The following is a 14,286-nucleotide window of genomic DNA, read 5'->3' on the forward strand; positions in this document are numbered from 1 at the left end:
ACCGGCGGCGGTTGCCGCGCCGGCCTGAGACCATCCCGTCACGCTCTTGGTCGGCGTGACATCGGAGGAAAAGCTACGCGCTGATCCGGAGCGGACGAAAGGTATCACACCATACCGCGCGGACCGGCCCGGCTCGGGCTATGACTCAGGTGGCACGGACCGGACGGCAAAGATCGTCCCGCTGATGCAGCCGCAGCTTAAGCTGCACGGCAAGGGAGCGAACCATGGGCAAAGGTCTGGGCAAGGGTTTTGACAGCGCTGCTGTCGCTTTCCATCGCGATGGCGAATTGGCCCTCGCGGCCAGCGTCGTGACCATCGGCGCGTTCGACGGCGTCCATCGCGGCCATCAGGAACTGCTCCGGCAAACCATTGCGGCCGCACGCCGTCGCGGCGTTCCGGCCGTGGTCTACACCTTCGATCCGCCGCCCAAGGTGTATTTCGGCCAGGCCGAGCCGCTGATCTCGCTCCGCGAAAAGCTCGCGCGCATCGCAACATTCGCGCCCGATCATGTCGTCGTCGCCGATTTCAACCAGATCTACGTCCGGCGCAGCGCGGCCGAATTCCTCGCCGAGTTGCGGCGCCTGCAGCCGCGCGAGGTGATCGTCGGGGAGGATTTCCGCTTCGGGTCCTGCAAGCGCGGCACCGCGCAGCTGCTGCGGCAGCACTTCAACACCCGCATCCTGCCGCCGGTGCGCTGCGGCGATGGCGAGATCGTCTCCAGCAGCCGGATCCGCACGCTTCGGCGATCCGGCCTTGCCGCGGCCGCGGCCGCGCTGGAAGACTGGCGGGATATCGTGACCGCGTCACCGGCCAGCCGATCCGGCCTGGCCCAATTCGAGGTCATCAGCCAATGACCACGATCGATCCGCGCGAGCTGCGCAACGCCTGCGGCCAGTTCGGCACCGGCGTCACCATCATCACAACGCATTACGAGGGCCGCGACCACGGCATGACGGCCAACGCCTTCATGTCGGTCTCGCTCGATCCGCCGCTGGTCGCGATCTCGATCGCGAAGAGCGCGAAGATGCTGTGCAACATCCAGAACACCGGCCGCTTCGCGGTCAGCGTACTCGCCGAAGGCATGGAGGATCTCGCCTGGCATTTCGCCGGCAAGCCGAAGCTCGATCTCTGCGACGTGTTCGAGCGCCGCAACGAGCTGCCCGTCATCGCCAATGCGGCGGCCTACTTCGTGACCGATCTCGCGGATGAGATCGTTGCCGGCGACCACACCATCTTCCTCGGCCACGTCCGCGAGATGGCACTGGAACCCGGCAAGAAGCCGCTGCTGTTCTGCCGCGGCCGCTTCGGCGGCCTCGCCGACCCGCACCCCGCGCCGGCGACGCTGGAGAATGCTGCTTACGAATTCATCTGGTGAGATCACCAGCCGATATTCCCGAGAACGGGGATGCACGTTTGAGGAAACTGCAAGAAAAGGAGGAAACCACCATGTTGAACGTCAACAAGGACACTATCACCGACCACGTGATCGCCGCGCTCGCGAACGACATTCCGGATCGCAACCGCCAGATCATGACGAGCCTGATCCGCCACATGCACGACTTCTGCAAGGAAGTCGACCTGACCTTCGCCGAGTGGTTCGCGGCTTGCGAATTCCTGCGCCGCGCCGGCGACATCTCGGACGAGAAGCGCAACGAGTTCATCCTGATCGCTGACATTCTCGGCGTCGAGGTGCTGGTCGACATGCTCGACCACCGCGTCACCGACGGCGAGAGCGAGTCGACCGTGCTCGGGCCGTTCTACCGCGAGAACCCGCCGGTGCTGCCCAAGGGCGCCTCCATCATCAAGAAGACCTTCGACAACGCGCAGACCGTGAAGGTTTCGGGGCGCATCGTCGACACCGCGGGACGGCCGATCGAGGGCGTCACCATCGACGTCTGGGAAGATGCGCCGAACGGGCTCTATGATCTGCAAGATCCGGAGCAGCCGGCCTACAATCTGCGCGGACGCTTCACGACCGATGCCAACGGCGAATACGCCTTCGTGGCGCTGCGCCCCGAGCCCTATCCGATCCCCTATGACGGCGCCGGCGGCGAACTCCTGAAGTACATGGGCCACCATCCCTGGCGTCCCGGCCACATCCACTTCATGCTCTCCAAGGACGGCTATCAATCGTTGATCTCGCAGATCTACGATTCCGAGACCAAGTATCTCGACAACGACTCGGTATTCGCCGTGAAGCAGAGCCTGATCGGCAAGTTCGCCAAGGCGCCGGCCGGCGCCGACACCGATCTGGTGCTCGAGTTCGACTTCAAGCTCAAGAAGGCAGCCGTCGAGCGGCTCGTCGCCGCCGAGTGATACGCGTTACGCCCCGCCAGGCCGGACAGCCTGGCGGGGCTCATTCTGAACTGGCCTGTGAGGACATATGAGCCGTGCCGTGATCGAAATCGCCGAGCCCGTGGAACACGTACGCGGTCTCACAAGGGACACTGCGGTCCGCAGCATCCGCGCCACCATCGTGGAGGCGCCGACCCGGCGGCGGCACAAGCTGTCGAACACCGAAGTCACGCATCAGGGCTACGTGCTGGTGCGCGTCCAGCTCGACAACGGCGTGACGGGTATCGGCGAAGCCTCGACGCTCGGCGGGCCGCGCTGGGCCGAGGAGAGCGTCGAATCGATCAAGGCTGCCGTCACGAACTATCTGGCGCCGGCGCTGCTCGGGCAGCCCGCCCTCGCCTTCGAAGCCAATGCCTTGCGCATGAGCAAGGCTGCCACCCGCAATTTCGCGGCCAAGGGCGCGATCGAATCCGCCCTGCTCGACGCCGCCGGCAAGACGCTCGGCCTCCCCGCCAGCGCGCTGCTCGGCGGCGCGGTGCGCGAGCGCATGGAGGTGATCTGGGCGCTGGCCTCGGGCGACAGTGGCCAGGAACTGGAAGAAGCAAAGGAGAAGCTGCGGCGCCGCGAGCACCGCCAGTTCAAGATCAAGTTCGGCTTCAACCGGCCGCAGGCCGACCTGAAGCGATTGCAGACGTTGCGCGCCGGGCTCGGCGACGAGGTGCGCCTGATCGTCGATGTCAACCAGGGCTGGACCGAGGCCGAATGCATCCGCTTCATGCCGGCGCTGGAGGAGCTGGATGTTGCCCTGATCGAGCAACCGGTGTCGGCGCTGCAACTGGAAGCCATGGTGCGTGTCGCGGCCCGCACGTCGATCCCGCTGCTGGTCGACGAAGCGGCCTTCACCAAGGAGGAAATCGCCCGCGTCGCCACGATGGGGTGCGGCAGCGTCTATTCGCTGAAGCTGGTCAAGAGCGGCGGCCTGTTCGAGATCAAGCGAGCCGCCGCAGTCGCCGGCGCGCACGGCCTCGAGCTGTACGGCGGCTGCCTGCTGGAGAGCAGCATCGGCGCGGCCGCGCATCTCGCCGCATTCGCTACCCTGCCCAAGCTCGAATGGGGCACCGAACATTTCGGCCCGCGCATCCTGGTGGAGGACCTCGTGGTCAACCCGATCAGGTTCGACGAGTTCGAGATCTGCGTCCCCGACGGTCCCGGCCTCGGCGTCGAGGTCGACGAGGACAGGATTCGCGCCTTCGCCCGCAAGGACTAGCCGGATGGCGTCATTCCCTCGGACAATTGACAATCGTGAGACCCATGCCCAGTCTTTGCGCTGGAACCAACTCAATCGTGCGCCGATGATCACGCGGTATCGAACCCGGCAGGCCTTTCCCGCAGCTTCCCTGGAAGCGCGCGAACCAATACTCGGCTGACCGTGACCGAGCGCGACGATGTCATGGACCTCAGGCGACTGGTCTATTTCGTCGCCGTCGCGGAGGAATTGCATTTCGGCCGCGCCGCGTCGCGGCTTGCGATCGCCCAGCCGCCACTGAGCCGGCAGATCGCGCAACTCGAGAGCGATCTCGGCGTCATGCTGATCGACCGCAGCCGCAGCCAGATCCGCCTTACCCAGGCCGGCAGCGTGCTGCTCGAACGTGCGCGCGACGTGGTGGAGCGGCTCGACCGCACCCATCGCGAGATCAAGCGGATCGGTGAAGGCTTTTCCGGCCACCTGCGCGTCGCCTTCGTCGGATCGGCGACCTATGGCGTGCTGCCCAACGTGATCAAGGCGTTTCGCTCGGCCTACCCCGACGTCGAGCTGGCGCTGTCGGCAATGAACAACGCCGAGCAGAAGCGTGCGGTGATCCAGCGCGAGATCGACATTGCTGTCGCGCGGCCCTCGCTCGACGACGAGGAACTGAAATCGGAGCCGCTGCTGCAGGAGCCGCTGATCCTGGCGCTGTCAGACACCTCGCCTCTGCTGGAACAGCAGGTTACGCGGCTGTCGGCGCTCAAGTCCGAGACGTTTGTGCTCTATCCGCGCAAGCCGCGCCCGAGCTTCGCCGACCACATCCTCAACATCTGTCTCGAAGAGGGCTTCATCCCGAAATCGCAGGTGCTGGCGCAGGACTATCAGACCGCGATCAGCCTGGTGTCGGTTGGCGTCGGCATCGCGCTGGTGCCGAAATCCGTCTCGCAGGCGGAGCGCCCCGGCGTCGCCTATCGCGCCTATGAGGGACACAATCCGGGCACCGCGCTGTCGCTGAACTACCGGCGCGACAACCGGATGCCGCACCTCTTCAATTTCCTGAAGGTCGCGCAAGACGTCGTCCGGCGACAGCGCAAGCAATAACCCGCTGTCAGGCCGCGACCGACGCAAGCGGGCGATCGTCAACACGTGCGATCGCATCGCGCAGCACGTCGATCCCGGCGCCGGGCCGCACGCCGTTCTCCGCAAGGTGCCTGCGGAACGCACGCGCACCGGGGACGCCATGGAAGGCGCCGACGAAGTGGCGCGTGATCGAATGCAGCCGCGTGCCCTCGGCCAGTTGCCGCTCGATATAGGGCAACATCGCTTCGAACACATCCTTCATCGTGGCATGCGGCTGGGTTTCGCCGAACAGCTCGGAGTCGACTGACAGCAGCCGCCACGGCTCCTGATAGGCCGCCCGCCCCAGCATCACGCCATCGACATGCGCCAGATGCTGCTTGGCTTCGGCGATGCTCGTGATACCGCCATTGATGATGATGGGGACATGCGGCAGCGCCGCCTTGAGGCGGTAGACGCGATCGTAGTCGAGCGGCGGAATGTCGCGGTTCTCCTTCGGCGACAATCCGTTGAGCCAGGCCTTGCGGGCGTGCACGACGAGTGCATCGGCGCCGGCGGCGATCACGGCGCGGGCCAGCGCATCGAGCGCTATTTCCGGATCCTGGTCGTCGATGCCGATCCGGCATTTCACCGTGACGGGAATTTTCACCGCGCGCTTCATCGCGGCGACGCATTCGGCGACCAGCGCCGGCTCCGCCATCAGACACGCGCCGAAACGGCCGTCCTTCACCCGGTCGGAGGGACAGCCGACATTGAGGTTGACCTCGTCATAGCCGAACTGCTCGCCGATCTCGGCGGCGGTCGCCAGATCGCGCGGATCGGAACCACCGAGCTGCAGCGCCACCGGATGCTCGCTGGCGTCGAAGCCGAGCAGCCGCGCCCGGTCGCCATGAATGATGGCACCCGTCGTCAGCATCTCCGTGTAAAGCCGCGCCCGCCGCGACATCAGGCGATGGAAGACCCGGCAATGCCGGTCGGTCCAGTCCATCATCGGCGCCACGGAAAATAGATAATTATGCGATTCCAAATACTTACCTTATACCTTTGTGGGATGGAGCACGGATATGTGCTTTCCAAATTAGCCGAAATTGCACGCGCTTGTACTCGTTTTAACCTCTCGGTGCACACGTAGCGCACACGAATAGAAGAGTACACACGGCCGTGGCCAGCCTCGCTCCGGGCGCTAGGAACCAAGGGTTGATGCCACCAGGAATGACACAAACCGTATTCCGCTATTTGGCCTGGGGGTTGATCCTGGGCCTCTTCATCATCACCGATACAGTGTCGGCACTCCGTCCTCACACGTTGGTATCGCCAAACATCGATCGCTTTGCGGCTCTGTTCGTGGTCGGCGCCGTCTTTTCGCTCGCCTATCCCAAACACCTGCTGCCCATCCTGCTCGGGCTTCTGACCGTGGTCATCGGCTTCGAACTCATCCAAAAGCTGCTCTCCGGCAGGCATGGATACGTGAAGGACATGTTCGTCAAAGGCGCCGGCTGCTGTGCCGGCGTTTTCGCCGCAACCGCCTTGAGACGCACCCTTTCCGCAATGTCGGGACGTCCAGATCGAAGTAACTCGTGACGCCTCGCTCCGGGTCGCCTTCAACCGCTGCGCACAAAGCAGGCTGATCATCTCTGTGCCCTCATTGTCCGCCACCAGGCCCATCACGCGCAAAAGCCGCGGCCCGCAACACTGGACCCCGGCCATTCGGATAGCTCGCAGCTGGCACGGCGCGCGCAAGCTATTGCGGAAGCGGAACGCGATGCCGACCGCAACGCGGATAGCAGTCGTCAGCGTGGGGCTTCTCCTGCTCCTTCCGCTCGTCAACGTCGCCTATCAGATCGTCCGCAAGCCGACGGAGCTGTTGTTTTTCGTGGGCACGGCGCTCGACAAGGAGCCGCCCGAGACGTGGCGGCAATACGGAGCACACTTCCGCGCCTACGCCACCGATGCCGTTACGCCCGAGCTGCTCGCAGCGCTGGCGCAGACCGAGAGTTCCGGCAATCCGGTGGCGCGCACCTATTGGCGCTGGCAACTGAGCTGGAATCCCCTCGCGATCTACAGGCCCGCGTCGAGCGCCGTCGGCCTGTATCAGATGACGGACGCGGCGTTTGCGGAGGCAAACAGCTATTGCATCCGCCAGCACGCGGTCGTCGCCACGGATTGCAGGTTCAACAACCTCAATGTGCGCACGCTACCGAGCGACGCCACGCAACTCGCCGCGATATATTTGGATCGCAACGTCGCCAGAGTTCTCGCCGCCACAGCGAAGCGCGCGGCTGGTCCGCAACAGAAGCAGGATCTCGCCGCGCTGATCCATCTCTGCGGCACCGGCCCCGGACGTGCCTTCGTGCGCCGCGGCTTCCAGCCAGCCGCGGGCCAGCATTGTGGCGACCACCTCGTCGCGGCCTACATCGCGAAGGTCAATCGGATGAAACGTCAGTTTCTGAAGCTTGCGGCGAACGACGGGAACTGAGCCGGATGTAGCAAGCGCAGGGTATTGTGGCGGCGGGGGTCATTTCCCCCCGCCAACCAATCCTGCGCAATTCATTCATTCCCCAAGGCTCAGGCGGCGGCGACCTCGTGGCCCGCCATGACTTCCAGCGCGCGCAGAATGGCGGAATGGTCCCAGGCCTTGCCGCCGAGCGCGGTACAGGCATTGAACAGCTGCTGAGCCGCGGCCGTGCCGGGCAGCGACAGCCCGAGCGCCCGCGCGCCTTCCAGCGCGAGGTTGAGATCCTTCTGATGCAGCTCGATGCGAAAGCCCGGATCGAAATTGCGCTTCAGCATGCGCTCGCCGTGCACTTCCAGGATCCGGGACGACGCAAAGCCTCCCATCAGCGCCTGACGCACCAGCGCAGGATCGGCGCCCGCCTTGGATGCGAACAGCAACGCCTCGCTCACCGCCTCGATCGTCAGCGCCACGATGATCTGGTTCGCCACCTTGGTGGTCTGGCCGTCGCCATTGCCGCCGACATGCGTGACGTTCTTGCCCATCGTGTCAAACAGCGGCTTCATCGCGTCGAACGCCCGCTCCCGGCCGCCAACCATGATGGTCAGGTTCGCCGCCTTGGCGCCAACCTCGCCGCCGGAAACCGGCGCATCGAGATAGTCGGCCCCGAGCGCATCGATCTTCCGTGCAAACTCCTTGGTTGCCAGCGGAGAGATCGAGCTCATATCCGCCACGATCATGCCCTTGGAGACGCCCTCCGCGACGCCGTTCTTGCCGAACAGCACGGCCTCCACATGCGGCGTATCGGGCACCATGATGATCACGGCGTCCGCTTCCTGCGCCACCTGCTTGGCGGACTCGCAAGAAATGCCGCCGGCTGCAACCAGTTCCGGCGGCAGCGCCGCGACGTCGTGCAGGAACAGCCGATAGCCGGCAGCCAGCAGATGGCCCGCCATCGGACGTCCCATCGTGCCGAGCCCGATGAATCCTATGTCTTTCATTTGTCGTCGCTCCTGTCAGGTCACGAAAGTCTGCGCGGCGTGCCAGGCAAGGCTCTCGAGCGTGGTCGTCCGCGGCTTGTATTCGCATCCGATCCAGCCGCGATATCCGATGCTGTCGAGATGCTTGAACAGATAGGAATAGTTGATCTCGCCGGTGCCTGGCTCATTGCGGCCCGGATTGTCGGCGAGCTGGACATGCGCGATCCGGCCGAGATGCTTCTGCAGGGTCCGCGCTACGTCGCCTTCCATGATCTGCATGTGATAGATGTCGTACTGGATGAACAAATTGGGCGACCGCACGTCGGAAATCAGCTGCACCGCCTGTTCGGTCCCGCTCAGGAAGAAGCCGGGAATATCGAGCGTGTTGATCGGCTCGATCAGAAGCTTGATGCCGTGCTGGGCAAGCGCGCCGGCGGCGAAGCGCAGATTGGACACCAGGACTTCGTTAAGCTCTGCCGCGTCCGCTCCGGCCGGAGCGATGCCGACCAGGCAGTTCAGCTGCCGGCAATCCAGCGCCTTCGCGTAGTCGATCGCGCGCACCACGCCGTCGCGAAATTCATCGACCCGATCGCGCAGGATCGCAATGCCGCGCTCGCCGCCGGCCCAATTGCCGGCCGGAAGATTGTGCAGCACCTGGGTCAGCTCGGATCGCGCCAACTCCTCCCGCAGCTCGCTTTTGTCGTAGTCGTAGGGGAACAGATACTCGACCGCGTTGAAGCCGGCGGCCTTGGCGGCGGCGAACCGGTCGAGGAACGGCAGCTCGTTGAACAGCATGGTGAGGTTGGCGGCAAATTGAGGCACGGGCGTATCTCCGCTTTGAGCGCTGATGTCGTCAGGCCGGCAACAGCGTGCCGGATCGTGCTGCGCTCGGAACGTCGTCGAGCGGAAGATCGAGCACCTCCTCGAATTCGACGATGTTGTCGATCTCCGTTCCCATCGCGATGTTGGTGACCCGTTCGAGAATGAACTCGACCACCACGGGCACGCGGTGCTTGGCCATCAGCTCGCGCGCGGTCGCGAACGCGGCCTGCGCGTCGTTCGGATCCGTCACCCGGATCGCCTTGCAGCCCAACCCTTCCGCGACGGTCACGTGGTCGACGCCGTAAGCGCCGATCTCGGGCGCGTTGATGTTCTCGAACGAGAGCTGGACGTGGTAGTCCATGTCGAAGCCGCGCTGCGCCTGCCGGATCAGCCCGAGATATGAATTGTTCACGACGACGTGGATGTAGGGCAGATTGAACTGCGCGCCGACCGCGAGCTCCTCGATCAGGAACTGGAAGTCATAATCGCCCGACAGCGCGACTATCTCGCGGTCGGGATCGGCTGCGCGCACACCGAGCGCGGCCGGCAGGGTCCAGCCGAGCGGGCCGGCCTGCCCGGCATTGATCCAGTTGCGTGGGTTGTAGACGTTGAGGAACTGGGCGCCCGCGATCTGCGACAGCCCGATCACGGTCACGTAGCAGGTGTCGCGGCCGAACGCCTTGTTCATTTCCTCGTAGACGCGCTGCGGCTTGATCGGGATGTTGTCGAAATGGCTCTTGCGCAGCATCGAACGCTTGCGGTCGCGGCAGGCGGCGGGCCAGGCCTGCCGGTCGCGCAGCTTGCCGGACTTCCGCCACTCCCGGGCGACGGTCACGAACATCTCCAGCGCGGCCTTGGCGTCCGACACGATGCCGAGATCCGGATTGAAGACACGTCCGATCTGGGTCGGCTCGATGTCGACATGGACGAATTTGCGTCCCTTGGTGTAGGTCTCGATCGAACCGGTATGCCGGTTGGCCCAGCGATTTCCGATGCCGAGCACGAAATCGGATTCGAGCATCGTGGCGTTGGCGTAGCGATGGCTGGTCTGCAGGCCGACCATGCCTGCCATCAGCGCGTGATCGTCGGGAATCGCGCCCCACGCCATCAGCGTCGGAACCACGGGAACGTTGACCGCTTCGGCGAAGGCGACCAGCAGCTCGGAGGCATCGGCGTTGATCACGCCGCCACCCGCCACGATCAGCGGCCGCTCCGCGGCGTTGAGCATCTCGAGCGCCTTCTCGACCTGCTTGCGGGTCGCGGTCGGCTTGTAGACCGGCAGCGGGGAATAGGTCTCGTCGTCGAACTCGATCTCGGCCAGTTGCACGTCGAGGGGAAGATCGATCAGCACCGGTCCCGGCCGCCCCGACCGCATGACATGGAACGCCTGGCTGAACACCCGCGGCACCAGCGCCGGCTCGCGCACGGTGACGGCCCATTTCGTCACCGGCTTGGCGATCGACTCGATGTCGACGGCCTGGAAATCTTCCTTGTAGAGGCGCGCCCGCGGCGCCTGGCCGGTGATGCAGAGGATCGGAATCGAATCCGCGATCGCCGAGTAGAGGCCGGTGATCATGTCGGTTCCGGCCGGACCCGACGTGCCGATGCAAACGCCGATATTGCCCGCCTTCGCCCTGGTGTAGCCTTCCGCCATGTGCGAGGCGCCTTCGACGTGCCGCGCCAGGATGTGCTGGATCGAGCCGTTGCGCTTCAGCGCGGAGTAAAGCGGGTTGATCGCGGCGCCGGGAACGCCGAACACGCACGTGATTCCTTCGCGTTGGAGAATGCGCACTGCTGCATCGATTGCTCGCATTTTCATTTTGATGATCCCGCTTCGCTATTGGCCTGACTGGGATCATCAGGCGCGCGATCAACGATCTCAACGCAATCGATTGGATTTTCCACGCTGTGGCAGCGCCAATGGTTTCTTGCGCGTCTTCAAGTGATTAGCGTCGGCGAAGAACTGGAAATCGTTACCGGCGAAAATTGCAGCGCGCCTTACGTCTGCGCTTGCGGCGTCCGGTTCCCGCGAAGTTCGGCGGTGAGTTCGGCTGCGATCTGGTGCACGATCGTCCCGATCTCCGGCAAGCGCTCGTTGGTCAGCCGATCCGCCATGCCCGAGACCGAGATCGCGGCATAGGGCTCGTTGCAGTCGTTGAAGACGACCGCGGCCACGCAGCGCAGGCCGAGCCGCGCCTCTTCATCATCCACCGCATAGCCCTGACGCCGCACGTTCTCCAATTCCTTGAAGAGCTCGCCGGGCCGCACGATCGACTTTTCCGTCAGCCGCGGCATGCCCTGGCGGCGAATGATCGCGTTGACGTCGGCATCGGAATAGGTCGCCAGCACCGCCTTGCCCACGCCCGAGGCGATCATCGCGACGCGCCCGCCGACCTTGGTCAGCGAGCGCATGATCTCCCGGCTTTCAATGCGAGACACCACGATGATGGATTCATCATCGACCACGGCAAGGTTGGCGGTTTCCCTGGTCTGGTCGCGCAGCTTGCGCAGATAGGGCAGCGCCTGCGCGGCAAAATTCCGGCGGCGCATGAAGGTCGAACCGACCACGAAACTTTGCGCGCCGATGTGCCATTTGGATTCGTCGCGGTCGAATTGCACGAACCTGCGATTCTCGAGCGTGGTCAGCAACCGATGAACGGTGGACGGCGACAGGCCGGTGCGGATCGCCAGATCGGTCAACCGATAGCCTTCATCATCCTCTGCAAGTGTTTCCAGGATTTGCATCGCGCGATCGACGGACTGAACGCCGCCGTCTCGTGCGTCCTGATCCGGCTGCGCGCGAAAATCGGGGTCGGACGGCTTGCGCCGGATCGGCTCTCTTTTCATCGCGACCTGCCCCTAACCGGTTGTGGTTCAGAACGAAATCGCTCGCGACCGCGAGCGTCAGTATTGGCATTTGGCATACCAATTCAACCGCAAGTCAAGACAATAGAGATCGCCGATAGGTCAGTATTTTTGCCATTTATCTCGTGAAATGGCTCGATTCTTTTGTTTGACTTCTGGAATAATGTATACCACGATTGCTTCACAATGACCCAATCACGCAACCGGGAGGACGCTGCCATGTACGTCGGGGACATCCTTCGCACCAACAGTGCGCACGTGGTGACGATCGGCTCGAACGAAACCGTGAGCATTGCGGCGAACCTGATGTACGCGAGCCATGTCGGTGCGCTCGTAGTCAGGGCCGGCTCGCGCAGCAAGGAAGCCGCTGTGGTCGGAATGTTCAGCGAGCGCGACGTCGTCGCTGTGATCGCCGAGCGCGGCACTGGTGGTCTTGCCATGAAGGTTGCCCAGTTCATTGCACCGCGGCCGCTGGTTTCCTGCAATTCACAGGACACGCTCACCGATGTCGAGCATCTGATGGCTCGGCACGGGATCCGCCATATCCCCGTCATCGACAACGGCCGGCTGGTCGGCGTCGTGAGCATGCGGGACATCGCCTTTGCTTTCGAGGAGGCCGCCTGCGCGGCCTGACGGACTTTCTCAAGGCCATTGCCACGCAACCCGGTTCGAGCCGCTGCGGCCCGTACCGTGCTCCACCCTGCTCGCGAGGATTTCATGAAGATCTGCATCTACGGCGCCGGTGCCATCGGCGGCTATCTCGGTGTCGAATTTATGCGCGCTGGCGCCGATGTCAGCCTGGTCGCGCGGGGCGCGCACCTCGCCGCGATGCGGCAGAACGGCCTGAAGCTTTTGATCGGCGATGAGGAGCGCGTGGTGCATCCGCGCTGTACCGATAACCCGGCCGAACTCGGCGAGCAGGATTACGTCATCATCTGCCTCAAGGCGCATTCGATCACCGGCGTCATCGAGCCGATGCGGCCGCTGCTGGGCGAGCGGACCCGCATCGTCACCGCCGTCAACGGTATCCCCTACTGGTACTTCTACAAGCACGGCGGACGGCACGAAGGATCGACGCTCGAGAGCATCGATCCCGGCGGCCGGCAATGGAACGAGCTCGACCCCGCGCGCGCCATCGGCTGCGTGGTGTATCCAGCCACCGAGATCGAAGCGCCCGGCGTGATCCGCCACGTCTACGGCAACAACTTTCCGCTCGGCGAACCCTCCGGCGAGATCACACCTGATGTCCAGAGGCTTTCCGAGCTGTTCGCCGCAGCGGGCATGAAGGCGCCGGTGCTCGACCGCATCCGCGACGAGATCTGGCTCAAGCTGTGGGGCAATGTCTGTTTCAATCCGATCAGCGCCCTCACCCACGCGACCCTCGACGTGATCTGCAGCAATCCCGGCACGCGCGCGCTGTCGAGGGCGATCATGCTCGAAGCCCAGGCGATCGCGGAAAGCCTCGGCGTCAAGTTTCGCGTCGATGTCGAACGCCGTATCGAAGGCGCACGCAAGGTCGGCGCCCACAAGACCTCGATGCTGCAGGACCTCGAGCGGGGACGTCCCGTCGAGATCGATCCGTTGATCACCGTCGTGCAGGAGATGGGCCGGATGACCGGCATCGCGACGCCGGCGCTCGACGCGGTGCTGGCGCTGGTCGCGCAGCGCACCAGGCTGGCGGGCCTCTATGACGGGGCGGCCGGCGCCGCCGAAGCACAATCGCTGGCGGTGGCGTGATCGCGATGGCCAATGTGACACGCTGGGTCCGCTTCCGCCACCACGCCGACATCGGCTTCGGGCAACTCACCTCGTCCGGCATCGCCGTGCATGCAGGCGAGATGTTCGGCGACACGCGACCGACCGGACAGACGCTGGCACTCGACGATGTCGAGCTGCTCGCCCCGACCGAGCCGAGCAAGATCATCGCGCTCTGGAACAATTTTCACGCGCTGGCGGCGAAGCTGAAATCGCCAGAGCCGCCCGAACCGCTATATCTGTTAAAGGCGCAGACCAGCGTGACCGCGCCCGGCGCCGTCATCACGCGCCCATTGGGCTACGATGGCAAGACGACCTACGAAGGCGAGCTCGGCATTGTCATCGGCAAGAGCTGCACGGCGGTCGCGCCCGAACAGGCCGACGCGTTCATCTTCGGCTACACCTGCACCAACGACGTCACCGCTGCGGACATTCTCAATCGCGATCCGACCTTCCCGCAATGGGCGCGGGCCAAGGGTTTTGACGGGTATGGCCCGTTCGGTCCCGTGATCGCCTCGGGCCTCGATCCCGCGAGCCTTGTGGTGCGCACCATCCTGAACGGCGTGGAGCGCCAGAACTACCCGATCGCGGACATGATCTTCAGCGCGCAGGCGCTGGTCAGCAAGATCTCACACGACATGACGCTGTTGCCGGGCGACCTGATCTGCTGCGGGACGTCGATCGGCGTCGGAGTGATGAAAGAGCCCGTCAACACGGTCACTGTCGCGATCGACGGAATCGGCGAGCTGACCAACGAATTTCGTCAGTAGCCGGCCGCAAGACGAGAGCCTGAC

General features: G+C 64.3%; 15 protein-coding genes. 10 read left to right on the plus strand and 5 right to left on the minus strand.

Annotated elements, in window-relative coordinates; translation table 11 throughout:
- Positions 1-224 precede the first annotated feature (224 nt).
- From BRSPCE3_RS02390 to BRSPCE3_RS02410, 5 genes are all read left to right on the plus strand, one after another.
- The gene (locus BRSPCE3_RS02390; RefSeq protein WP_244064028.1) at positions 225-854 is read left to right on the plus strand and encodes an FAD synthetase; all 630 of its coding nucleotides are present in this window, start codon (positions 225-227) and stop codon (positions 852-854) included.
- Entirely contained in the window at positions 851-1,375 is a 525-nt protein-coding gene (locus BRSPCE3_RS02395) for a flavin reductase family protein (protein WP_244064030.1), read from the plus strand. Before BRSPCE3_RS02390 ends, BRSPCE3_RS02395 begins: the two co-directional genes overlap by 4 nt.
- Before the next feature lie 71 nt (positions 1,376-1,446).
- Positions 1,447-2,316, plus strand: a complete 870-nt coding sequence (locus BRSPCE3_RS02400) for an intradiol ring-cleavage dioxygenase (RefSeq protein ID WP_244064032.1) — start codon at positions 1,447-1,449, stop codon at positions 2,314-2,316.
- A 67-nt stretch (positions 2,317-2,383) separates the two neighbouring features.
- Positions 2,384-3,562: a muconate/chloromuconate family cycloisomerase gene (locus tag BRSPCE3_RS02405; protein WP_244064034.1), complete on the plus strand. Its 1,179-nt coding sequence runs from the start codon at positions 2,384-2,386 to the stop codon at positions 3,560-3,562.
- A 183-nt stretch (positions 3,563-3,745) separates the two neighbouring features.
- Positions 3,746-4,642: a LysR family transcriptional regulator gene (locus BRSPCE3_RS02410; RefSeq protein WP_244064036.1), complete on the plus strand. Its 897-nt coding sequence runs from the start codon at positions 3,746-3,748 to the stop codon at positions 4,640-4,642.
- Between the two features lie 7 nt (positions 4,643-4,649).
- Here the strand turns inward: BRSPCE3_RS02410 and dusA are convergent, their stop codons facing one another.
- Positions 4,650-5,645 (minus strand): tRNA dihydrouridine(20/20a) synthase DusA, encoded by a 996-nt coding sequence (dusA, locus tag BRSPCE3_RS02415; RefSeq protein ID WP_283843070.1) that lies wholly within the window; start codon positions 5,643-5,645, stop codon positions 4,650-4,652.
- Between the two features lie 185 nt (positions 5,646-5,830).
- On the opposite strand from dusA, the gene BRSPCE3_RS02420 reads away from it, so the two are divergent.
- Both BRSPCE3_RS02420 and BRSPCE3_RS02425 read left to right on the plus strand, forming a co-directional pair.
- On the plus strand, positions 5,831-6,199 hold the full coding sequence (locus BRSPCE3_RS02420; RefSeq protein WP_244064040.1) for a hypothetical protein: 369 nt from the start codon (positions 5,831-5,833) through the stop codon (positions 6,197-6,199).
- A 181-nt stretch (positions 6,200-6,380) separates the two neighbouring features.
- Entirely contained in the window at positions 6,381-7,094 is a 714-nt protein-coding gene (locus tag BRSPCE3_RS02425; RefSeq protein WP_244064042.1) for a transglycosylase SLT domain-containing protein, read from the plus strand.
- Between the two features lie 89 nt (positions 7,095-7,183).
- Here BRSPCE3_RS02425 and BRSPCE3_RS02430 read toward each other — a convergent pair whose 3' ends face one another.
- From BRSPCE3_RS02430 to BRSPCE3_RS02445, 4 genes are all read right to left on the minus strand, one after another.
- Positions 7,184-8,071 carry a 2-hydroxy-3-oxopropionate reductase gene (locus BRSPCE3_RS02430; RefSeq protein WP_244064044.1) on the minus strand — a complete coding sequence of 296 codons (888 nt, stop codon included), beginning with the start codon at positions 8,069-8,071 and terminating at the stop codon, positions 7,184-7,186.
- Between the two features lie 15 nt (positions 8,072-8,086).
- Positions 8,087-8,872 carry a hydroxypyruvate isomerase gene (gene hyi, locus BRSPCE3_RS02435; RefSeq protein ID WP_244064046.1) on the minus strand — a complete coding sequence of 262 codons (786 nt, stop codon included), beginning with the start codon at positions 8,870-8,872 and terminating at the stop codon, positions 8,087-8,089.
- Between the two features lie 31 nt (positions 8,873-8,903).
- Positions 8,904-10,691 (minus strand): glyoxylate carboligase, encoded by a 1,788-nt coding sequence (gene gcl / locus BRSPCE3_RS02440; protein WP_244064047.1) that lies wholly within the window; start codon positions 10,689-10,691, stop codon positions 8,904-8,906.
- A gap of 179 nt (positions 10,692-10,870) precedes the next feature.
- Positions 10,871-11,719 (minus strand): IclR family transcriptional regulator, encoded by an 849-nt coding sequence (locus BRSPCE3_RS02445; protein WP_244064049.1) that lies wholly within the window; start codon positions 11,717-11,719, stop codon positions 10,871-10,873.
- 237 nt (positions 11,720-11,956) lie between these two features.
- On the opposite strand from BRSPCE3_RS02445, the gene BRSPCE3_RS02450 reads away from it, so the two are divergent.
- The 3 genes from BRSPCE3_RS02450 to BRSPCE3_RS02460 all read left to right on the plus strand — a co-directional run bounded on the left by BRSPCE3_RS02450 (position 11,957) and on the right by BRSPCE3_RS02460 (position 14,262).
- Entirely contained in the window at positions 11,957-12,370 is a 414-nt protein-coding gene (locus tag BRSPCE3_RS02450; protein WP_244064940.1) for a CBS domain-containing protein, read from the plus strand.
- Between the two features lie 84 nt (positions 12,371-12,454).
- Positions 12,455-13,474, plus strand: a complete 1,020-nt coding sequence (locus tag BRSPCE3_RS02455) for a 2-dehydropantoate 2-reductase (protein WP_244064050.1) — start codon at positions 12,455-12,457, stop codon at positions 13,472-13,474.
- Positions 13,475-13,479: 5 nt separating this feature from the next.
- The gene (locus BRSPCE3_RS02460) at positions 13,480-14,262 is read left to right on the plus strand and encodes a fumarylacetoacetate hydrolase family protein (RefSeq protein ID WP_244064051.1); all 783 of its coding nucleotides are present in this window, start codon (positions 13,480-13,482) and stop codon (positions 14,260-14,262) included.
- Positions 14,263-14,286: the final 24 nt, after the last annotated feature.

Source organism: Bradyrhizobium sp. Ce-3 (assembly GCF_022835695.1).
Classification (GTDB): domain Bacteria; phylum Pseudomonadota; class Alphaproteobacteria; order Rhizobiales; family Xanthobacteraceae; genus Bradyrhizobium.

Bases quoted from the DNA above. Each gene is read 5' to 3' on its own strand.
- BRSPCE3_RS02455 (WP_244064050.1), top strand. From the start codon at position 12,455: ATGAAGATCTGCATCTACGGCGCCGGTGCCATCGGCGGCTATCTCGGT.
- BRSPCE3_RS02395 (WP_244064030.1), top strand. From the start codon at position 851: ATGACCACGATCGATCCGCGCGAGCTGCGCAACGCCTGCGGCCAGTTC.
- BRSPCE3_RS02420 (WP_244064040.1), top strand. From the start codon at position 5,831: ATGACACAAACCGTATTCCGCTATTTGGCCTGGGGGTTGATCCTGGGC.
- BRSPCE3_RS02450 (WP_244064940.1), top strand. From the start codon at position 11,957: ATGTACGTCGGGGACATCCTTCGCACCAACAGTGCGCACGTGGTGACG.
- BRSPCE3_RS02405 (WP_244064034.1), top strand. From the start codon at position 2,384: ATGAGCCGTGCCGTGATCGAAATCGCCGAGCCCGTGGAACACGTACGC.
- gcl (WP_244064047.1), bottom strand. From the start codon at position 10,691: ATGAAAATGCGAGCAATCGATGCAGCAGTGCGCATTCTCCAACGCGAA.
- BRSPCE3_RS02460 (WP_244064051.1), top strand. From the start codon at position 13,480: ATGGCCAATGTGACACGCTGGGTCCGCTTCCGCCACCACGCCGACATC.
- BRSPCE3_RS02425 (WP_244064042.1), top strand. From the start codon at position 6,381: ATGCCGACCGCAACGCGGATAGCAGTCGTCAGCGTGGGGCTTCTCCTG.
- BRSPCE3_RS02445 (WP_244064049.1), bottom strand. From the start codon at position 11,719: ATGAAAAGAGAGCCGATCCGGCGCAAGCCGTCCGACCCCGATTTTCGC.
- BRSPCE3_RS02430 (WP_244064044.1), bottom strand. From the start codon at position 8,071: ATGAAAGACATAGGATTCATCGGGCTCGGCACGATGGGACGTCCGATG.
- BRSPCE3_RS02400 (WP_244064032.1), top strand. From the start codon at position 1,447: ATGTTGAACGTCAACAAGGACACTATCACCGACCACGTGATCGCCGCG.
- BRSPCE3_RS02410 (WP_244064036.1), top strand. From the start codon at position 3,746: ATGGACCTCAGGCGACTGGTCTATTTCGTCGCCGTCGCGGAGGAATTG.
- BRSPCE3_RS02390 (WP_244064028.1), top strand. From the start codon at position 225: ATGGGCAAAGGTCTGGGCAAGGGTTTTGACAGCGCTGCTGTCGCTTTC.